Here is an 18,667-nt window from a genome sequence, read left to right as displayed (position 1 = left end):
ACTATCAGTCTGAGTCACAAGCACCCACACGAATTGCTTGATTCGATTGTTAAAGAGCGGTGGCTGAAGTCTTTCGCTTCAACCGAGGCGCGCATTCTACGCTTTCCTCAGAGTCTGTCAAGCGTTTATTTTGAAGTTTTTCAGAATTTCTCTTTCAACTTCAACCGCTTAACTCGCTGCGATCTCTCGTCAGCGGGAGGCGAATTCTACAGCGTTTCAATCCGCTGTCAACCACCTTTTTCACCGCTGCCGGTCTTTCGATCGAAGCCCCTCCGGTACTACCTGGAACATCTAACTCGTTGATTCTCAAGGAGTTTTCCGTTCCGACTGCGCCGGAAGTGGGGCGAATTATAGAGAGATCTACAGGGGCGTCAAGGGTTATTTTCAAACTACTGCAAAACAACCTTCGCCCCACTCTTTCTATATATAGGTAGCCTTACTCAGCCTTCAGCGTAATACGTGCAAATGCCTTCTTGCCCGCCTGACAAACATGCGTAGCACCCAAGGCAAATACAAAACCGCGATCAACCACTTCACCATCGACCCGAACACTGCCGGCAGCAAGCAAGTCACGCGCAGCGGCAGAGTTCTTCACCAGGCCAGCCTTATTAAGGACAGCAGAGATCGGCATCTCCTCGCTCGCCAACACTTCGACCTCTGGCAGATCTTCCGGCAGTTCGCCTTCCTTCATACGGTTGCCCGCGCCGCGATGAGCGTTTGCCGCCGCCTCTTCACCATGGAAGCGCGCAACGATCTCTTCGGCCAGCTTGATCTTGATGTCACGCGGGTTCGCACCGGCATCCACATCAGCACGGAACGCGTCGATCTCTTCCATCGAACGGAAGCTCAACAGCTCGAAGTAACGCCACATCAGGGTGTCGGGGATCGATACCAGCTTGCTGTACATCACACCCGGCGCTTCCTGGATGCCGACATAGTTACCCAGCGACTTGGACATCTTCTTGATGCCATCGAGGCCTTCGAGCAGCGGCATGGTCACGATGTTTTGCGCTTCCTGACCATAGGAACGCTGCAACTCGCGCCCCATCAGCAGGTTGAACTTCTGATCGGTACCACCCAGCTCGACATCTGCCTTGAGCGCCACCGAGTCGTAGCCTTGCACCAACGGGTAGAGAAACTCGTGGATGGCAATCGGCTGATTGGTGGTGTAACGCTTGTCAAAGTCGTCGCGCTCAAGCATGCGCGCCACGGTGTACTGCGAAGCCAGACGAATGAAGTCAGCCGGTGTCAGCTTATCCATCCAGGTAGAGTTGAATGCGACCTCGGTCTTGGCCGGATCGAGAATCTTGAATACCTGCTGCTTATAGGTCTCAGCGTTATCCAGCACCTGCTCGCGGGTCAGCGGCGGACGCGTGGCGCTCTTGCCGCTCGGGTCACCGATCATGCCGGTGAAGTCGCCGATCAGGAAGATCACCTGATGCCCCAGATCCTGGAACTGGCGCAGCTTGTTAATAAGGACGGTATGTCCCAGGTGCAGGTCGGGTGCGGTCGGATCAAAACCCGCCTTGATTCGCAGCGGCTGCCCGCGCTTGAGCTTCTCGACCAACTCGGACTCTACCAATACCTCTTCCGCACCACGCTTGATCAGCGCTAGCTGCTCTTCAACCGACTTCATAACAGACCCGCAGGCTCAGATTCAAAGGGCCCCAACCATACAAGATCAGCCATCAATTACAAGTTTTTGCCCCGGATGTGACCCCGTAGCCGACTGATGACGTCTGCGCGCTTGCGCTAGAAGGGATTTGGTTATATTTTATACAGTTATTTCATCTTCATCATGTCATTCATCTTTTCCAATTCATCTATTTCAAAGTCAATTCATCTATGACCAACGAACCGCCTAAAGCGCCCCCGCTTTATCCGAAGAGCCATCTGTTGGCCGCCAGCGGCATCGCCGCCTTACTCAGCCTGGCCTTGCTGGTGTTTCCATCCAGCGAGGTAGAGGCCAAAAAAACCACCCTGAACCTTGAGCTGGAGAGCCCTGCCGAGCAGCTCAAGCAAGAACCGGACGCAGCACTGGAGCAGACTGCCGAAGCATCCACCGGCTCCCCGTTCGCACAGATCGACAACAGTGCCGCACAGCCTGAGGAGAGCGCCAAGGTCGAACCTGCGCCGGCACCCGCTGCACCCGTCGCAGCAGCCAAGGATCCTGCTCACCGCGAAGTCACCGTGGGCCGTGGCGACACCCTGTCGACCCTGTTCGCCAAGGTCGGCCTACCGGCCGCTGCCGTCCATGAAGTACTGGCCAGTAACAAGCAAGCCAAGCAGTTCAGCCAACTTAAAAGCGGCCAGGTACTGCAGATCGAGCTGGACAAGGATGGTCAGTTAGCCAGCCTGCACAGTAAGGTCAGCAACCTGGAAACCATTCGCCTGACCAAAAGCGCAAACGGTTACGCCTTCAATCGCGAAATCAGCAAACCGGTCATGCGCTCGGCCTATGCCCATGGTGTGATCAAGAGTTCGCTGTCGGCATCCGGCCAGCGCGCCGGCCTTCCCCACAGCATGACCATGGACCTGGCGCGGATCTTTGGTTACGACATCGACTTCGCCCAGGATATCCGCCAGGGCGACGAGTTCGACGTGATCTATGAGCAGAAGGTCATGGATGGCAAGGTGGTTGGCAACGGCAACATTCTTTCTGCCCGTTTCACCAACCGCGGCAAGACGTTCACGGCGGTCCGCTATACCAACAAGCAGGGCAATACCAACTACTACACTGCTGACGGCAACAGCATGCGCAAGGCCTTCATCCGGACTCCGGTTGATTTCGCCCGCATCAGCTCGCGCTTCTCGGCCGGCCGCAAGCACCCGATCCTGAACAAGATCCGCGCCCACAAAGGTGTCGACTACGCTGCGCCGCGCGGTACGCCGATCAAGGCTGCTGGTGACGGCAAAGTGTTGCTCGCCGGACGTCGCGGTGGCTACGGCAACACAGTCATCATTCAGCACGGCAACCGCTACCAGACCCTGTACGGGCACATGCAGGGCTTCGCCAAGGGCGTGAAGACCGGCGGTTCCGTCAAACAGGGCCAGGTCATCGGTTATATCGGCACCACTGGCCTGTCCACTGGCCCGCACCTGCACTATGAGTTCCAGGTCAACGGCGTACACGTCGACCCGCTCGGGCAGAAGCTGCCCATGGCCGACCCGATCGCCAAGGCCGAACGCCAGCGCTTCCTGCAGCAGAGCCAGCCGCTGGTAGCTCGCATGAACCAGGAAAAAGCCACCATGCTCGCTTCCAACAAGCGCTAAGCAATGGCTCTTTATCTGGGTGTGATGTCCGGGACCAGCCTCGATGGCCTGGACATCGCTTTGATTAAGCAGGAAGAGCACACCCGCCTGCTCGCGACGCACTACATTCCCATGCCCGCCACCTTGCGCCAGGACCTGCTGGAGCTGTGCGCCAGCGGCCCGGACGAGATCGCCCGCGCCGCCCTGGCCGAAGCGCAATGGGTCCGCCTGGCAGCTCAAGGTATCGAACACCTGCTGGTCGCCCAGAACCTCAAACCATCTGATATTCGAGCCATTGGCAGTCACGGGCAAACCATTCGCCATGAACCGGCCCGCGGGTTCACCGTCCAGATCGGCAACCCGGCCTTGCTCGCCGAGCTCACCGGCATCTGTGTAGTCGGCGACTTCCGTCGCCGCGACGTTGCGGCTGGTGGTCAGGGCGCACCGCTGGTCCCTGCCTTTCATGAAGCGCTGTTCGAGCACCAGGGCCAGCGCCTGGCAGTCCTTAACGTAGGCGGGTTCAGCAACCTCAGTCTGATCGAGCAGGACAAGCCAGTCAGTGGTTTCGACTGCGGCCCGGGCAACGTGCTGCTCGATGTCTGGATTCACCAGAAGCAAGGCCACAGCTACGACAGCAACGGCACCTGGGCCGCCAGCGGCAGGGTGAATCCCGGCCTGCTCGCCAGCCTGCTCAGCGACCCGTTCTTTGCCGGCACCGGCCCGAAAAGCACAGGTCGTGAAGTCTTCAACCTGCCCTGGCTGTTGCACCACCTGGCCACACAACCGGCGATTGCCGATGCCGATGTCCAGGCCACCCTGCTCGAGCTCACGGCCCACAGCATCGTCAGCTCCCTGCAGACAGCCCAGGATGACACCCAGGCACTGCTGGTCTGTGGCGGTGGCGCCCACAACGGCACATTGATGCGCCGCCTGGCCGCCCTACTGCCTCGCGCCCGTGTCAGCAGCACCGCAGCCCACGGCATTGACCCGGACTGGGTCGAGGCCATGGCCTTCGCCTGGCTCGCCCATTGCTGCCTGCAAGGCATTCCCGGCAATCGCCCCAGCGTCACCGGTGCCCGCGGCCTGCGGGTGCTTGGCGCGATTTACCCCGCCTGATCTGCACACAGCAAAACGCCGCGCATTAGCGCGGCGTTTGCGGTGCAACCTACCTAGCGATCAGATCGAGAACGACGAACCGCAACCACAGGTGGTGCTGGCGTTCGGGTTCTTGATGACAAAACGCGAGCCTTCCAGACCTTCCTGGTAATCCACTTCGGCTCCTGCCAGGTACTGAAAACTCATCGGATCGACCACCAGGGCCACGCCTTCGCGTTCTACGATGGTGTCGTCTTCAGCGACATCTTCATCGAAAGTAAAACCATACTGAAAACCCGAGCAACCGCCGCCGGTCACGAACACTCGCAACTTCAGGCGATCATTGCCTTCTTCATCGACCAGGGTCTTCACCTTGTGCGCTGCACCCTCAGTGAACTGCAAAGCCACAGGGGTGAAGGATTCGACGCTCATGCTGACTATCTCCCGGCGCTATGCCGCCATAATGCGTGATGGTGCGCATTATCCGCTTCTCCGAGAAAATCGGTCAACAATTGTGCGGCTTTCGTCTCGGTGCATCGGCCAGAAACAACAAGGCCCGCACCAGGCGGGCCCGTTTCAGCGGCTGTGCTTAGGGCAACAAGCCGGCATGCGAAAGACCCATACGCTCATCCAGCCCGAAAAGGATGTTGAGGTTCTGTACCGCCTGGCCCGACGCGCCTTTGACCAGGTTGTCGATGACCGACAGCACGACGACTAGGTCGCCATCCTGCGGCCGATGCACGGCAATACGGCAGACGTTGGCACCGCGCACGCTGCGGGTTTCCGGGTGGCTGCCGGCAGGCATTACGTCGACGAACGGCTCATCGGCATAACGCTTTTCGAACAGCGCCTGCAAGTCGACCGATCTATCAGCAACGGTTGCGTACAGGGTGGAGTGAATACCGCGGATCATCGGCGTCAGGTGCGGAACAAAGGTCAGGCCAACGTCGCCGCCTGCGGCCCGGCGCAGTCCCTGGGTAATCTCCGGCAGGTGACGGTGTCCCTTGACCGCATAGGCCTTCATGCTTTCGCCGGCCTCACAGAACAGCGAGCCCACGGCCGCACCGCGCCCGGCACCACTGACGCCCGACTTGCAATCGGCGATCAGGCGCGAGGTATCGGCGATACCGGCCTCCAGCAGTGGCAGGAAACCCAGCTGGGTTGCAGTGGGGTAGCAACCCGGTACGGCGATCAGGCGTGCCTGGCGAATCTGCTCGCGATTTACCTCGGGCAAGCCGTAGACCGCATCCTTGAGCAGCTCCGGCGCACCGTGCGGCTGACCGTACCATTTAGCCCACTCATCGGCATCCTGCAGACGGAAGTCCGCAGACAGGTCGATCACCTTGGTGCCTGCCGCCAGCAGTTCACCCGCCAGCGCATGGGCGACACCGTGAGGCGTAGCGAAGAAGACCACGTCGCAGGCAGCCAGGGTTTTCACGTCTGGCACGCTGAACGCCAGGCCGTCGTAATGACCACGCAGGTTCGGGTACATATCGGCAACCGCCAGGCCGGCTTCGGAGCGCGAAGTAATGACCGCCACCTCAGCCTGTGGATGCTGTGCCAACAGACGCAGCAGCTCTACCCCGGTGTAACCCGTGCCGCCAACGATACCGACCTTGACCATAACGCGTGCCCCTTATCAACGAACCTACAGGAAAGCCCACGATAATAGGGGGCCTGAAACACCCCCACAACTGTTGAGATGGCCCACCAGGCGCCTAGCCACTACTATCTGACGACCGTGAACCCTGAAGGAACTCAACTCCATGCTTTTTCTCTGGATCAAAGCGCTGCATATCGTCAGCGTGGTCTGCTGGTTTGCCGGGCTGTTCTACCTGCCCCGCCTGTTTGTCTATCACGCACAAAGCCAGGACAGTATCAGCCAGGAGCGCTTCGTCACCATGGAGCGCAAGCTGTACCGCGGCATCATGCTCCCGTCGATGATCGCCACCCTGGTCTTCGGCGTCTGGCTGATGAGCCTGACCCCGGGCTTCCTTAGCCAAGGCTGGATGCACGCCAAGCTCACGCTGGTCATCTTGCTGATCGGCTACCACCACATGTGCGGCGCCCAGCTCAAGCGCTTCGCCCGCGGTGAAAACACCCGCAGTCACGTGTTCTACCGTTGGTTCAACGAAGTGCCAGTGCTGATTCTGCTGGCCATTGTAATTCTGGTGGTGGTCAAACCGTTCTAACCTAAACCTTCACTCAGCCTCGGGAAATCTGCCATGTCTTTGCCTGCCCTGCTCGACCAACGTTTGCGTCTGCCGGTGGTTGCGGCACCGATGTTTCTGATCTCCAACCCGCAACTGGTACTGGCCTGTTGCGCTAACGGAGTCGTCGGTAGTTTCCCGGCGCTGAATCAACGCGACAGTAACGGCTTCAAGGCCTGGCTCGAAGAAATCGAAACTGGCCTGGCCGCGTTGGACAATCCGGCACCCTACGCCGTCAACCTGATCGTGCATCAGAGCAATCCACGCCTGCAGGCAGACCTGGCGTTGTGCGTCGAACACAAGGTACCCATCGTCATCACCAGCCTCGGTGCGGTGAAGGAACTGGTTGATGCCGTGCATAGTTATGGTGGTCTGGTGTTCCATGACGTGACCACCCGCCGACATGCCGAGAAAGCCGCCGAAGCCGGGGTCGATGGTCTGATTGCCGTCGCCGCGGGCGCTGGCGGCCATGCCGGCACCTGGAGCCCTTTCGCGCTGATTGCCGAGATTCGCCAGTTCTTCGACAAAACCCTACTGCTGGCCGGTTGTATCAACCGCGGCCATGAAATCCTCGCCGCGCAGTTGCTCGGCGCTGACCTGGCCTATCTGGGTACGCGCTTTATCGCCACTCACGAAAGCCACGCTCCAGGCCCCTACAAAGAAATGATGCTCCAGGCCAAGGCAGCCGATATCATCCACACCGCTGCGGTTTCCGGGGTGCCTGCCAGTTTCATGCGTCAGAGCCTGGAGAACGCCGGATTCGACATGGCCGCGCTGCGCAGCCACACCGAAACCAAGCTCAAACCCATTGATGACGAGGCCAAGGCCTGGAAGACCGTCTGGTCTGCGGGGCAAGGTGTCGGCGCCATCGATGCACTTAGCTCTGTTGAGCAACTGGTTGCCCGCCTTGATGCTGAGTATCGTCAGGCGCAAGGCTCGGCAGCAACCCTGAGCCAGCGCTGGCCGGGGTGACTGCTGTAAACTGAACGCTTTGGCTACTTCCCGACTGGAGAACTGCATGACCCGTTACGCCATGATCACCGGTGCCTCCAGTGGCCTGGGCCTGGCACTGGCCGAGGCACTGGCACGTCGGGGACGCAATCTGATCCTGGTGGCCCGCCAACGAGATCCTCTGGAAAGTATCGCCATCGAGTTGACTCAGCGCTTCGGTGTCGAAGTGCTGTTTCGCGCCTGCGACCTGGGTGAACCCCTGCGTCTGTCCGGGTTCCTGCTGGAGCTGGAAGAAAGCGAGCGACACATCGATCTGCTGGTCAATTGCGCAGGCATTCGCACCTACGGGCCGTTCCTGGCCCAGGAGTGGGGTGACGAGCAGGACCTGATCGAGGTGAACATCCTCGCCCTCACCCGTCTTTGCCACGCCCTGGGCAATGCCATGGCCGTCCAGGGTGGCGGGCAGATTCTCAATGTCGCATCCCTAGCAGCGTTCGCTCCCGGTCCCTGGATGAGCAGTTATGCAGCGAGCAAGGCCTATGTCCTGCACTTCTCCGAAGGGCTGCGCGAAGAACTCAAACGCACCGGCATCAAGGTCTCGGTCCTGTGCCCGGGCCCGGTTCGCTCGCCGCTGCGCAACATCCCTCGCCTGGAAAAGGGCCAACGCTGCCTGAGCTCCGAGGAAGTGGCGCTGTACACCGTTCGCGCGCTGGACAAGAACCGTGCGTTGATCATTCCAGGCCGGCGCAATCGCTGGCTGGCATTCATCCCGCGAATCTTGTCGCGCTGGATCACGCGCAAGCTGGCAGGCGCCATTAACCAGGCCTATTGCCCGCGCTGACTACGCGGCGCTGGGCGCCAACACCCAGCCTGAGTACACTCAGGCCCGATCCCTCACATGGAGCAACCGTAGTGGAAACTCTGTTCACCAAGATCATCAACCGGGAAATCCCGGCCAAGATCATCTACGAGGACGACCAGGTTCTGGCCTTCCACGATATCGCCCCACAGGCACCGGTGCATTTTCTGGTCATTCCGAAAAAGCCCATCCGCACACTCAATGACCTGACCGAAGAAGACAAGGGCCTGGCAGGACACATCCTGTTCACTGCCCAGCGTCTGGCCAAGGAACTGGGCTGTGAAGAAGGTTTCCGCGTAGTCATGAACTGCAATGAACTGGGTGGCCAGACGGTCTACCACATCCATATGCACGTCCTTGGCCAGCGTCAGATGCACTGGCCGCCGGGCTGATCCAGGGCAAGCCCGAAGATCTCGATTGCGGTAAACTGTCGGGCACATTCTTGCGGAGGTGCCCGATGGCTACCGAACGTCACTATTCGCCGCTCGACCGCTTGTTGTTGCAGGCCGATACCGCCATGCGCACCTTGCTGCCCTTCAGCGGCCAACCCGCCCGCCCGTCGCCGGCCATCATCCAGCCGGATGTCACCCTGGACGATACCCAGACCCGCCACGTGGCCGGACTGATGCGTATCAACCATACCGGTGAGGTCTGCGCCCAAGCGCTCTATCAGGGTCAGGCGCTGACCGCCAAGCTGCCACAAGTGCGCAAGGCCATGGAGCATGCTGCCGAAGAAGAAATCGATCACCTGGCCTGGTGCGAACAGCGTATCCGCCAGCTTGGCAGCCACCCAAGCGTACTCAACCCGCTGTTCTACGGCATGTCGTTTGGCATTGGTGCGCTAGCTGGCCTGGTAAGCGACAAGGTCAGCCTGGGTTTCGTCGCCGCCACCGAACATCAGGTGTGCAAACATCTGGACGAGCACCTGGAACAGATTCCTGCCGAGGATGAAAAATCCCGGGCTATTCTGGAACAGATGCGCGTCGACGAAGAACAGCACGCCGAATCGGCCCTGGAGGCTGGCGGCTTCCGCTTCCCTGCCCCCGTGCGCTTTGGCATGAGCCTGATGGCCAAGGTCATGACCAAGAGCACTTATCGTATCTAGGATCTGCCATGACAGAACGCTTCGATGCCAAGGACCTGGCCCGCGCTGTCAGCGCAGGCGTTCTGAATCCGGGCCAGGATCAGGCCCTGCTTGAGTTCCTCAAGCGCCAGCCAGAGACCCGGGCCAGTTTCCAGCTGGCCCACGTCGCCTTCTATTTCGGTGCATTGCTGATCATGGCCGCCATGGGCTGGTTGCTCAGCGAAGCGTGGATGCGCATTGGCGACAGCGCACTGCTGCTCATTGCCCTGGCGTACATCGGTGGCCTTACTCTGGTCGGCCTGCTCATGCAGCACCGCGGCCATATCATTCCCGCCGGCGTGCTGGGCGCGGTTGCGGTGAGCATCGTGCCGCTGGCGGTATTCGCGGTAGAACGCCTTACCGGTTTCTGGCCGCTGGACGACGATCAAAGCAAGTACCACAACTACTACACCTACGTGCAGGGCGGCTGGTTGCTGATGGAAGCGGCAACCGTGGTTGCTGGCCTGCTGATGCTGCGTCTGATCCCCTTCCCGTTCATCGTCATGCCAATCGCCGGAGCGCTGTGGTTCATGTCCATGGACCTCAGCGAATGGTTCTACGGTGACACCTTCAACTGGGACCAGCGCCTCACCGTGTCACTGTGGTTCGGCCTGGCGGTGCTTCTGGTGTTTCTGCTGGTTGATGGTCGCACCGAGCAGGACTATGCCTTCTGGGGTTATCTGGCCGGGCTGTTGGCGTTCTGGCTAGGGTTGAGTCTGATGGAGAGCGACAGCGAGCTGAACAAAGCGCTCTATTGCCTGATCAACCTGGGCCTGATGGGGCTCGCAGTACTGTTGCGCAGGCCGCTGTTCATGGTCTTCGGGGCCATGGGCGTGGCAGCGTACCTGGGTTACCTGTCGTACGAAGTGTTCGCCGAGTCCCTGTTGTTCCCGGTGGTGCTGACCTTGATCGGCCTGGGTGTGATCGGCCTGGGCGTGCTGTACCAGAAGCACCGTGAAGATCTGAGTGCACGACTTCGCGCGCAGATACCTGATCGTCTGGTGCAGATGCTGCCAGGACTGCGCCGTTGAGGGCTCACCTGTTTACCCTGCGGTTGCTGCAAAGTCTGGGCTTGGTACTGATTGCTTATCTGTTCGTCTGTTTGATGACCGCCGAGATCACCCAATCTTCGTTCAGCCTGAAACTACCCAGCCTGATTGATCCTGGCAGCGACAGCACGATTGAGCTACTGCTGTTCACAGTACCAGGACAGTTGCTGTTCCTGCTGCTCGGCTGTTTTATCCACAGGCGTCGATTGCTCGGCAGCGCCTTTGTGCTGCTTGCCACAATGCCCGCGCTGCTGCAGTGCCTGCTGTTCGCTGAAACCTTCGGCAATACCTGGAGCAGCACGGAGATTCTCGGGTTACTGGGCTTTAACCTGCCATGGTTGCTGCTGGCGCTGGTTCCCGGGTTGGCTCTGCTCATGGCACTGGAGTATTGGCCCGGATCACGCCAGGCAGCATGAAAAGGGGCCCTTACAGGCCCCTTTTTATTTCAACCGAGCTCGACGATCTCGTAGCTGTGGGTGATTTCAACACCCGCCCGGCCGAGCATGATCGACGCCGAACAGTACTTCTCAGCCGACAGCTCTACGGCACGCTTGACCTGAGCGTCCTTGAGCCCGCGGCCCTTGACCACGAAGTTCAGGTGGATCTTGGTAAACACCTTCGGATCCTCGCCGGCGCGTTCGGCCTCGAGGAAGGCTTCGCAGCTTTCCACCGCCTGGCGGGATTTTTTCAGAATGCTGACTACATCGAAGTTGCTGCAGCCGCCCAGACCCAGCAAGAGCATTTCCATGGGCCGCACACCCAGGTTGCGCCCGCCGGCCTCGGGAGGACCGTCCATGACCACAACATGGCCACTACCCGATTCGCCGAGAAACATGGCTTCACCTGCCCACTGGATACGCGCCTTCATCATCCGGACTCCCTTGCTTGAAAAAAGGCTGCCAGCTTAGACCCTGAAGGGCTGGCGGAAAAGCTCAAGCGTGCGGCTAATTCTGCCGATACAAGAACAAGTGTCTGATAAGCTGACGCCAAATCACTGGCACCTTTCGCCAGACTATCTATAAAAGTGTACAAGCGTTGCCTCTTACCGGGATTCAGCCATGGTTGCCTCAGCCCTTCCAGCCAAGATCAAGAACATCGACAAGCTACTCGCGCATTGCCAGCGGCGCCGCTTTGCGGCCAAGAGCAATATCATCTGTGCCGGCGACAAGGCCGATACACTGTCGTTCATCGTCAAAGGTTCGGTGACGATCCTGATCGAGGACGACGATGGTCATGAGATGATCATTGCCTACCTCAACAGCGGGGACTTTTTCGGTGAGCTAGGACTGTTCGAGCCTACCGGGCAGGAGCAAACGCGTAGCGCCTGGGTACGGGCAAAGAGCGAATGTGAAGTGGCAGAAATCAGCTACGAGAAATTCCGCGAACTGGCACGCCAGGACCCGGACATTCTCTATGCCTTGGGCAGTCAGATGGCCCAGCGGTTACGCAACACCACCCGCAAGGTCGGCGACCTGGCATTTTTCGATGTCACCGGACGCGTTGCCCGCTGCTTGCTGGAGCTGTGCAAGCAACCGGATGCCATGACCCACCCCGACGGTATGCAGATCAAGATCACCCGTCAGGAGATTGGTCGTATCGTTGGCTGTTCGCGGGAGATGGTCGGGCGCGTCCTCAAGGATCTTGAGGAGCGCAGCCTGGTTCACGTCAAGGGCAAAACCATGGTGGTTTTCGGCACCCGCTAGTCGCGAGCGATGCCTTTGATCACTTCGGCATAGGCCTGACCGAGGCGTTCGAGCAGCGGCGCCTCGGGCATCACTTCATGCAAGGCGATATGGCTGTCGGCCAGGCAGCGCTGCTCCAGCTCGCAGCATTCGTTGAAACGGTTGACCGCCGCCACCATCGACTCGCGCTCGTTGTCCAGCAACAGGGCGCCATGCACCAGCACCACCGGACGTTTGCCGCCCAGGCCCTGACGCCAGCGCTGAGCGGTACCCACCAGTTTGCGGCCATTCAGGTTGACGTTGTAGCGCCCATCACAGAACGCTCCTTCAATTTCACCCACCGAGGCCAGCCCGCCCCATTCGCGCAATACATCGCACAAAGGCAGACACAACCGCTCGTAGGCGTTTTCGATGCGTCCATGGTCGCCTTCGCTGCGCGGTGCCACATAGACCAGGGCGATATTGATCACCGCTGGCGATTGCGGCACCGGCTCGCCCCCTGTCTCACGCAACAAAACCGGCCACCCGGCAATCGCCAGCTCCGCACAGGCCGCTTCGAAGCCTTCCAGGCGGCTCATACGTCGCGGCATGACCAGCGCGCGGTCGGTTGGGCGCCAGAACAACAGGCCATATTCCTGCTCACCCTTGCACACCGCAGCCAGCAGATCCTGCTCGGCATGCAAGCCGGCCTCGACAGTCACATCCACTAATTGATCAGTCATCGCAATAACCTTGAAGATACAAAAAAGCCGGCAATGCCGGCTTCAGAGTTGAATCAGTCCAGTCCTGGCACCAGATTCTGCACCGCTCGCTCAGGGAAAAACAGGCGCTGCAGCTCCAGCCCCGGGTGCTCGGCGCGCATGAACGCTTCACCGACCAGGAACGAGTAAACCTCGTTGATTTCCATCAGCTCGACATCCGCGCGGTTGAGGATACCGCTCTCGGTGATAGCCAGACGGTCGCGAGGAATACGCGGCAACAAATCGAGCGTGGTTTCCAGGCTGACTTCGAAGGTATGCAGGTTGCGGTTGTTAACGCCGACCAGCGGGGTATCGAGGGTTTTCAGCGCCCGCTCCAGCTCATCGCCGTCGTGCACTTCGACCAGCACGTCCAGGCCTACACTTTTCGCCGTGGCAGCCAGCTCGGCCATCTTCACATCGTCCAGCGCCGAGACAATCAACAATACGCAGTCGGCGCCCAAGGCGCGGGCTTCAACGATCTGATAAGGATCGATCATGAAGTCCTTGCGGATTACCGGCAGTTGGCACGCCGCGCGGGCCTGCTGCAGGTAGACATCGGCACCCTGGAAGTAGTCGACGTCGGTCAATACCGACAGGCAGGTCGCCCCACCCTTTTCGTAGCTGACGGCGATTTCGGCCGGTACGAAGTTTTCACGGATCACGCCCTTGCTCGGCGAAGCCTTCTTGATCTCGGCAATCACTGCAGGCTGCTTGCGCTTGGCCTGTTCGATCAGCGCCTTGGCAAAACCGCGTGGCGCATTGGCAGTGGCAGCCAGGCGCTCAAGCTCGGCAAGGCTGACCCGGGCGCTGCGCTCGGCAACTTCCTGGACCTTGCGCGCCAGAATGTTTTCCAGAACTGTCGGTACACTCATCCTTCATTCTCCAGCTTGAATACCGCGGTGAAAGCGCCCAGCTCTTCGAGTTTTTCCCGGGCAAGGCCGGTGTGCAGTGCGTCGTGGGCAAGCTCGACACCTTGCTTGAGGGTCATGGCATGGTCGGCAGCATAAAGTGCGGCACCGGCGTTGAGCACGATCATTTCCGCAGCCTTCTGGCCATTTTCAGTCTTGCGGCGCCCCAAGGCATCGCGAATCAGCTCCAGGGATTTGGCCGGACTCTCGACCGCCAGGCCATGCAGGCTCTGGCTCTTCATGCCGAGGTCTTCGGGTTCGACCCAGTACTCGGTGATCTGGTCATTCTTGAGTTCGGCGACAAAGGTCGGTGCAGCCAGGCTGAACTCGTCCAGACCGTCTTTGGAGTGCACCACCAGCACATGTTTGCTGCCCAGGCGCTGCAACACTTCGGCCAGCGGCCGGCACAAGGCCTGGGTGAATACACCGACCACCTGGTGCTTCACACCGGCCGGATTCGTAAGCGGGCCAAGCATGTTGAACAAGGTGCGCAGGCCCAGGTCACGACGCGGGCCAGCGGCGTACTTCATCGCCTTGTGGTGGGTCTGGGCAAACATGAAGCCGATACCGACACTGTCGATGCAGCGCGCAACCTGAACGGGTGTCAGGTTCAGATAGATACCGGCAGCTTCCAGCAGATCAGCGCTGCCGCTCTTGCCTGAGACGGCACGGTTGCCATGTTTGGCCACGGTGCAGCCGGCCGCAGCAACGACGAAGGCCGAAGCGGTGGAAACGTTGAAGATGTTGGCGCCATCACCACCGGTACCAACGACATCGACCACTTGATCGAGGGTGTTGAGCTCAACTTTGTCGGCCAGCTCGCGCATCACCGACACCGCACCGACAATTTCGTCGATGCTCTCGCTTTTCATGCGCATGCCCATCATGAAGGCGCCGATCTGCGCTTCACTGCATTGGCCAGTCATGATTTCGCGCATCACATCGCGCATTTCTTCGGTGCTCAAGTCCAGGTGGCCGACGATGCGGCTGAGCGCGCTCTTGATATCCATGATCGATCCTTAGCGGCGGCCGCCGGTCTGTTTGAGGAAGTTGGCGAACAGCTCGTGGCCCTGCTCGGTAAGGATCGACTCGGGGTGGAACTGCACCCCTTCGATGTTCAGCGTTTTGTGGCGCAAGCCCATGATTTCGTCTACCGAGCCGTCCTCCAGCGCAGTCCAGGCGGTCAGTTCCAGGCACTCGGGCAAGGTTTCGCGCTTGACCACCAGCGAGTGGTAGCGGGTTACGGTCAGCGGGTTGTTCAGACCGGCGAACACGCCCAGGTCTTTGTGGAACACCGGGCTGGTCTTGCCGTGCATGACCTGGCGCGCACGCACCACGTCGCCACCGAAGGCCTGACCAATGGACTGGTGGCCCAGGCAGACGCCGAGAATCGGCAGCTTGCCGGCAAAATGCAGGATGGCTTCGATGGAAACCCCGGCCTCGGTCGGGGTGCACGGGCCTGGGGAAACCACGATGCGCTCGGGGTTCAGGGCTTCGATCTGGGCGATGGTCAGCTCGTCGTTGCGAATGACCTTGACCTCTGCACCCAACTCGCCGAGGTATTGCACGACGTTGTAGGTGAAAGAGTCATAGTTGTCGATCATCAGTAGCATCTGGGTTCAACCTCTAAAATCAATGTCGCCGGGTGGACAGGCGTGGAGTTCGATCAGCTGCGCGGCGTTTGTTCAGCCAGCGCCACCGCCCGGAACATCGCCCGGCGTTTGTTGATGGTTTCTTCCCATTCCAGTGCAGGCACCGAGTCGGCGACGATGCCGCCACCGGCCTGTACGTGCAGTTCGCCATCCTTGATGACCGCCGTGCGAATCGCGATGGCCGTGTCCATGTTGCCGTTCCAGGCAAAGTAACCGACCGCTCCCCCGTAGACGCCGCGTTTGACCGGTTCAAGCTCGTCGATGATTTCCATGGCACGGATCTTCGGCGCCCCGGACAAGGTACCAGCGGGCAGGATGGCGCGTAGCGCATCCATGGCGCTCAGGCCTTCTTTCAGTTCACCGGTAACGTTGGAAACGATGTGCATGACGTTGGAATAGCGCTCGATCACCATTTTCTCGGTGACCTTGACCGTACCGGTTGCCGACACACGACCGGCGTCGTTACGACCCAGGTCGATGAGCATCAGGTGCTCGGCAATTTCCTTGTCGTCCGACAGCAGGTCTTCTTCCAGCGCCCGGTCCGCTTCTTCCGTCGCGCCACGCGGGCGGGTGCCGGCGATCGGGCGCACGGTGACCAGATTATCTTCGACCCGCACCAGCACTTCTGGCGAACTGCCCACCACGTGGAAGTCACCGAAATTGAAGAAGTACATGTACGGTGTCGGGTTAAAGCAACGCAGCGCCCGGTACAGGTCGATTGGCGCTGCCTTGAAGTCGATCGACATTCGCTGCGACGGCACCACCTGCATGCAGTCACCGGCCAGGATGTACTCCTTGATGGTATCGACCGCACGTTCGTAGTCGCTCTGGGTGAAGCTGGAGCGGAAGGTTGGTTCGGCGGCTTGCGGGCCACCCAGTTCCAGGCCACGACGTGGTGTAATCGGCTGACGCAGTTGTTCGAGCAGGCCTTCCAGGCGTGCCAGGCCGTTTTCGTATGCCTGTTCCTGAGCGGGATCGACCAGCACGATGGCGTGCATCTTGCCCGCCAGGTTGTCGAACACCACCACGGCGTCCGACACCATCAGCAGGATGTCCGGTACACCCAGCGGATCCGGGTTCGGACACTTGCCCAGGCGTTTCTCGACATAGCGCACGCAGTCGTAGCCGAAGTAGCCAACCAGACCACCGTTGAAGCGCGGCAGACCGGCAATGGTCGGTACGTTGTAGCGTTCTTTGAAGGACTCGACGAAGGCCAGCGGGTCTTCTACGTCGTGACGCTCGATCTCGTCGCCGTCATGGGTGATCCGCACCTGATGGTCATGTACGCGCAGCACGGTGCGGCACGGCAAGCCAATGATCGAGTAGCGCCCCCACTTCTCACCGCCCTGCACCGATTCGAGCAGGTAGGAGTTGGGTTGGTCGGCCAGTTTCAGGTAGATCGACAGCGGCGTGTCGAAGTCGGCCAGCGTCTCGCAGGCCAGGGGAATACGGTTGTAGCCGGCAGCGGCCAGGCGCAGGAATTCTTCGCGGGTCATGATAGCCTCGTGGCAAACAGCAAATGGTCAGACAGGCAAACGGGCCGGCAACGGCCGGCAGAGAACAGTCAGGCGCGCCAACGCCAACGGGCCAGGGCCTTGATGACTTTCATCCAGAGTTTGCTGGTAACCGCCACGATGGAATCTCGATCTTTGGGGGAATTAACGTCAGCCAACGTTATCCCAGTGGCCGCATCTAAGCAACCGGGCAACAGCGCACGCAGGTCATCGATGACCAGGCACGGTGCTTCATCACTGATCGGCCGCCCATGGTTGTAACCATAGGTCAGGCCCACGCACTTGACCCCGGCAGCCTTGGCGGCCAGCACGTCACTGCGCGAATCACCGACGAACAGCGCTTCTTCAGCCGCCACGCCGGCCATTTTCATGACGAACAACAATGCCGCCGGATCAGGTTTTTTCTGCGGCAGGGTGTCGCCACCGATGATCCAGCGGAAATAGCGGCCAATCTTCATCTGGTCAAGCAACGGCGCGACAAAGCGCTCCGGCTTGTTGGTGATCAGGGCCATTTCCACGCCCTGCTTGTGCAGCCACTTGAGGGTGTCACGCACACCGGGGTAAACCACGGTCAGTTGGTGGTTATCCGCATAGGCCTGCATGAACAACTCAAGGCCCTTCTGCGCCTCGTCTTCATCGACGCCGGCGTGGTCCAGGCCTCCGGCCAGGGCCCGGCGCACCAGCACCGGGGCACCGTTGCCGACCCAGTGGCGCACCGCCTCCAGCCCTGCGGGCTTGCGCCCCATTTCGAGCAGCATGTGATCCACCGCTGCGGCCAGGTCAGGGACAGAATCGATCAGGGTACCGTCCAGATCGAACATCACCAGCCTGGGCAACGCCCCGGGGAACAGCTGCTCGAAGCCACTCATGGACGAGCCAGGGCCAGTTCGGCATGCATCTTGGCAATGACCTCCTGGTAGTTCGGGGTGTTGAAGATCGCCGAACCGGCAACGAAGGTGTCGGCACCTGCGGCAGCGATCTCACGAATGTTGTTCACATTCACCCCACCGTCGATTTCCAGACGGATATCGCGACCGCTGGCATCGATCAGTGCGCGGGCTTCGCGCAGCTTGTCGAGGGTGCCGGGAATGAACTTCTGACCACCAAAGCCTGGGTTGACGCTCATCAACAGGATCATGTCGACCTTGTCCATCACGTACTTGAGGGTGTCGAGCGGGGTTGCCGGGTTGAACACCAGGCCGGCCTTGCAACCACCGTCACGAATCAACTGTAGTGAACGATCGATGTGCAGGGTGGCTTCCGGATGGAAGGTAATGTAGCTGGCGCCAGCGTCGATGAAGTCGCCGATGATGCGGTCGACCGGGCTGACCATCAGGTGCACATCGATCGGCGCGGTGATGCCGTATTTGCGCAATGCGGTGCAGACCATAGGGCCGATGGTCAGGTTCGGTACGTAGTGGTTGTCCATTACGTCGAAGTGGACGATGTCGGCACCAGCGGCCAGCACATTGTCGACTTCCTCACCCAGGCGAGCGAAATCGGCAGAAAGAATCGAGGGGGCAATAGCGTAGGGCTGCATGGCGCACCTGTAGGGCAGAATCACGGTGGCGCGCATTGTACCTCAGGGAAACGGTCACCGGCTGACCGTGACAAAAAGTTCAGCCCACCGGG

Annotated in this window: 21 protein-coding genes; 10 read left to right on the top strand and 11 right to left on the bottom strand. The window is 60.0% G+C overall.

Annotated features, from left to right (window positions below; all coding sequences use genetic code 11):
- Positions 1–436 precede the first annotated feature (436 nt).
- Positions 437–1,636 carry a tyrosine--tRNA ligase gene (gene tyrS, locus ACO6VD_RS23660; protein WP_400170984.1) on the bottom strand — a complete coding sequence of 400 codons (1,200 nt, stop codon included), beginning with the start codon at positions 1,634–1,636 and terminating at the stop codon, positions 437–439.
- A 209-nt stretch (positions 1,637–1,845) separates the two neighbouring features.
- Here tyrS and ACO6VD_RS23655 point away from each other — a divergent pair, with 209 nt between their 5' ends.
- Positions 1,846–3,273 carry a peptidoglycan DD-metalloendopeptidase family protein gene (locus tag ACO6VD_RS23655; protein WP_422422392.1) on the top strand — a complete coding sequence of 476 codons (1,428 nt, stop codon included), beginning with the start codon at positions 1,846–1,848 and terminating at the stop codon, positions 3,271–3,273.
- A gap of 3 nt (positions 3,274–3,276) precedes the next feature.
- Positions 3,277–4,368 (top strand): anhydro-N-acetylmuramic acid kinase, encoded by a 1,092-nt coding sequence (locus ACO6VD_RS23650; RefSeq protein ID WP_422422391.1) that lies wholly within the window; start codon positions 3,277–3,279, stop codon positions 4,366–4,368.
- A gap of 60 nt (positions 4,369–4,428) precedes the next feature.
- On the opposite strand, the gene erpA is transcribed toward ACO6VD_RS23650, so the two are convergent.
- Both erpA and argC read right to left on the bottom strand, forming a co-directional pair.
- The gene (gene erpA / locus ACO6VD_RS23645; protein ID WP_028942121.1) at positions 4,429–4,779 is read right to left on the bottom strand and encodes an iron-sulfur cluster insertion protein ErpA; all 351 of its coding nucleotides are present in this window, start codon (positions 4,777–4,779) and stop codon (positions 4,429–4,431) included.
- Between the two features lie 157 nt (positions 4,780–4,936).
- The gene (gene argC, locus ACO6VD_RS23640; protein ID WP_422422390.1) at positions 4,937–5,971 is read right to left on the bottom strand and encodes an N-acetyl-gamma-glutamyl-phosphate reductase; all 1,035 of its coding nucleotides are present in this window, start codon (positions 5,969–5,971) and stop codon (positions 4,937–4,939) included.
- Positions 5,972–6,113: 142 nt separating this feature from the next.
- Here argC and hemJ point away from each other — a divergent pair, with 142 nt between their 5' ends.
- The 7 genes from hemJ (at position 6,114) to ACO6VD_RS23605 (ending at position 10,955) form a co-directional block, all read left to right on the top strand.
- Entirely contained in the window at positions 6,114–6,539 is a 426-nt protein-coding gene (hemJ, locus tag ACO6VD_RS23635) for a protoporphyrinogen oxidase HemJ (protein ID WP_422422389.1), read from the top strand.
- 33 nt (positions 6,540–6,572) lie between these two features.
- Positions 6,573–7,529, top strand: a complete 957-nt coding sequence (locus ACO6VD_RS23630) for an NAD(P)H-dependent flavin oxidoreductase (RefSeq protein WP_422422388.1) — start codon at positions 6,573–6,575, stop codon at positions 7,527–7,529.
- Positions 7,530–7,575: 46 nt separating this feature from the next.
- The gene (locus tag ACO6VD_RS23625) at positions 7,576–8,349 is read left to right on the top strand and encodes an SDR family NAD(P)-dependent oxidoreductase (RefSeq protein ID WP_422422387.1); all 774 of its coding nucleotides are present in this window, start codon (positions 7,576–7,578) and stop codon (positions 8,347–8,349) included.
- A 71-nt stretch (positions 8,350–8,420) separates the two neighbouring features.
- The gene (locus ACO6VD_RS23620; RefSeq protein WP_045180357.1) at positions 8,421–8,759 is read left to right on the top strand and encodes a histidine triad nucleotide-binding protein; all 339 of its coding nucleotides are present in this window, start codon (positions 8,421–8,423) and stop codon (positions 8,757–8,759) included.
- A gap of 65 nt (positions 8,760–8,824) precedes the next feature.
- Positions 8,825–9,472, top strand: coding sequence for a 2-polyprenyl-3-methyl-6-methoxy-1,4-benzoquinone monooxygenase (gene coq7, locus ACO6VD_RS23615; RefSeq protein WP_400170991.1), 648 nt, complete (start codon positions 8,825–8,827; stop codon positions 9,470–9,472).
- Positions 9,473–9,480: 8 nt separating this feature from the next.
- Entirely contained in the window at positions 9,481–10,521 is a 1,041-nt protein-coding gene (locus ACO6VD_RS23610) for a DUF2157 domain-containing protein (protein WP_422422386.1), read from the top strand.
- Complete coding sequence (locus tag ACO6VD_RS23605) at positions 10,518–10,955, top strand: hypothetical protein (protein WP_422422385.1); 438 nt, start codon at positions 10,518–10,520, stop codon at positions 10,953–10,955. The genes ACO6VD_RS23610 and ACO6VD_RS23605 overlap by 4 nt, the downstream gene beginning before the upstream one ends.
- Positions 10,956–10,984: 29 nt before the next feature.
- On the opposite strand, the gene ACO6VD_RS23600 is transcribed toward ACO6VD_RS23605, so the two are convergent.
- Positions 10,985–11,407: an OsmC family protein gene (locus ACO6VD_RS23600; RefSeq protein WP_327439026.1), complete on the bottom strand. Its 423-nt coding sequence runs from the start codon at positions 11,405–11,407 to the stop codon at positions 10,985–10,987.
- 190 nt (positions 11,408–11,597) lie between these two features.
- Here ACO6VD_RS23600 and crp point away from each other — a divergent pair, with 190 nt between their 5' ends.
- The gene (crp, locus tag ACO6VD_RS23595; protein ID WP_422422384.1) at positions 11,598–12,242 is read left to right on the top strand and encodes a cAMP-activated global transcriptional regulator CRP; all 645 of its coding nucleotides are present in this window, start codon (positions 11,598–11,600) and stop codon (positions 12,240–12,242) included.
- On the opposite strand, the gene ACO6VD_RS23590 is transcribed toward crp, so the two are convergent.
- The 7 genes from ACO6VD_RS23590 to rpe form a co-directional block, all read right to left on the bottom strand.
- Complete coding sequence (locus ACO6VD_RS23590) at positions 12,239–12,943, bottom strand: lipoate--protein ligase family protein (RefSeq protein WP_422422383.1); 705 nt, start codon at positions 12,941–12,943, stop codon at positions 12,239–12,241. The two genes, crp and ACO6VD_RS23590, sit on opposite strands and share 4 nt — an antisense overlap.
- 53 nt (positions 12,944–12,996) lie before the next feature.
- Positions 12,997–13,833: an indole-3-glycerol phosphate synthase TrpC gene (gene trpC / locus ACO6VD_RS23585; RefSeq protein WP_422422382.1), complete on the bottom strand. Its 837-nt coding sequence runs from the start codon at positions 13,831–13,833 to the stop codon at positions 12,997–12,999.
- Positions 13,830–14,879, bottom strand: coding sequence for an anthranilate phosphoribosyltransferase (trpD, locus tag ACO6VD_RS23580; RefSeq protein ID WP_422422381.1), 1,050 nt, complete (start codon positions 14,877–14,879; stop codon positions 13,830–13,832). The genes trpC and trpD overlap by 4 nt, the downstream gene beginning before the upstream one ends.
- 9 nt (positions 14,880–14,888) lie before the next feature.
- A complete protein-coding gene (locus tag ACO6VD_RS23575) occupies positions 14,889–15,482 on the bottom strand; it encodes an aminodeoxychorismate/anthranilate synthase component II (RefSeq protein WP_400170998.1) in 594 nt (197 codons plus the stop codon).
- 53 nt (positions 15,483–15,535) lie between these two features.
- A complete protein-coding gene (trpE, locus tag ACO6VD_RS23570; RefSeq protein WP_422422380.1) occupies positions 15,536–17,017 on the bottom strand; it encodes an anthranilate synthase component I in 1,482 nt (493 codons plus the stop codon).
- A gap of 68 nt (positions 17,018–17,085) precedes the next feature.
- Positions 17,086–17,904: a phosphoglycolate phosphatase gene (locus ACO6VD_RS23565; RefSeq protein ID WP_422422379.1), complete on the bottom strand. Its 819-nt coding sequence runs from the start codon at positions 17,902–17,904 to the stop codon at positions 17,086–17,088.
- Positions 17,901–18,575: a ribulose-phosphate 3-epimerase gene (gene rpe / locus ACO6VD_RS23560; protein WP_157190950.1), complete on the bottom strand. Its 675-nt coding sequence runs from the start codon at positions 18,573–18,575 to the stop codon at positions 17,901–17,903. Before rpe ends, ACO6VD_RS23565 begins: the two co-directional genes overlap by 4 nt.
- Positions 18,576–18,667: the final 92 nt, after the last annotated feature.

The sequence above is a fragment of the Pseudomonas sp. GZD-222 genome (assembly GCF_049310525.1).
In the GTDB taxonomy this organism is placed as follows: domain Bacteria; phylum Pseudomonadota; class Gammaproteobacteria; order Pseudomonadales; family Pseudomonadaceae; genus Aquipseudomonas.
Note: the sequence above shows the minus strand (reverse complement) of the source record. Positions and strands in the feature narration are given on the sequence as shown.

Bases quoted from the DNA above. Each gene is read 5' to 3' on its own strand.
- trpE (WP_422422380.1), bottom strand. From the start codon at position 17,017: ATGACCCGCGAAGAATTCCTGCGCCTGGCCGCTGCCGGCTACAACCGT.
- ACO6VD_RS23610 (WP_422422386.1), top strand. From the start codon at position 9,481: ATGACAGAACGCTTCGATGCCAAGGACCTGGCCCGCGCTGTCAGCGCA.
- ACO6VD_RS23590 (WP_422422383.1), bottom strand. From the start codon at position 12,943: ATGACTGATCAATTAGTGGATGTGACTGTCGAGGCCGGCTTGCATGCC.
- ACO6VD_RS23625 (WP_422422387.1), top strand. From the start codon at position 7,576: ATGACCCGTTACGCCATGATCACCGGTGCCTCCAGTGGCCTGGGCCTG.
- ACO6VD_RS23565 (WP_422422379.1), bottom strand. From the start codon at position 17,904: ATGAGTGGCTTCGAGCAGCTGTTCCCCGGGGCGTTGCCCAGGCTGGTG.
- tyrS (WP_400170984.1), bottom strand. From the start codon at position 1,636: ATGAAGTCGGTTGAAGAGCAGCTAGCGCTGATCAAGCGTGGTGCGGAA.
- ACO6VD_RS23575 (WP_400170998.1), bottom strand. From the start codon at position 15,482: ATGCTACTGATGATCGACAACTATGACTCTTTCACCTACAACGTCGTG.
- crp (WP_422422384.1), top strand. From the start codon at position 11,598: ATGGTTGCCTCAGCCCTTCCAGCCAAGATCAAGAACATCGACAAGCTA.
- argC (WP_422422390.1), bottom strand. From the start codon at position 5,971: ATGGTCAAGGTCGGTATCGTTGGCGGCACGGGTTACACCGGGGTAGAG.
- ACO6VD_RS23630 (WP_422422388.1), top strand. From the start codon at position 6,573: ATGTCTTTGCCTGCCCTGCTCGACCAACGTTTGCGTCTGCCGGTGGTT.
- hemJ (WP_422422389.1), top strand. From the start codon at position 6,114: ATGCTTTTTCTCTGGATCAAAGCGCTGCATATCGTCAGCGTGGTCTGC.
- erpA (WP_028942121.1), bottom strand. From the start codon at position 4,779: ATGAGCGTCGAATCCTTCACCCCTGTGGCTTTGCAGTTCACTGAGGGT.
- ACO6VD_RS23650 (WP_422422391.1), top strand. From the start codon at position 3,277: ATGGCTCTTTATCTGGGTGTGATGTCCGGGACCAGCCTCGATGGCCTG.
- rpe (WP_157190950.1), bottom strand. From the start codon at position 18,575: ATGCAGCCCTACGCTATTGCCCCCTCGATTCTTTCTGCCGATTTCGCT.
- ACO6VD_RS23655 (WP_422422392.1), top strand. From the start codon at position 1,846: ATGACCAACGAACCGCCTAAAGCGCCCCCGCTTTATCCGAAGAGCCAT.
- coq7 (WP_400170991.1), top strand. From the start codon at position 8,825: ATGGCTACCGAACGTCACTATTCGCCGCTCGACCGCTTGTTGTTGCAG.
- ACO6VD_RS23600 (WP_327439026.1), bottom strand. From the start codon at position 11,407: ATGAAGGCGCGTATCCAGTGGGCAGGTGAAGCCATGTTTCTCGGCGAA.
- trpC (WP_422422382.1), bottom strand. From the start codon at position 13,833: ATGAGTGTACCGACAGTTCTGGAAAACATTCTGGCGCGCAAGGTCCAG.
- trpD (WP_422422381.1), bottom strand. From the start codon at position 14,879: ATGGATATCAAGAGCGCGCTCAGCCGCATCGTCGGCCACCTGGACTTG.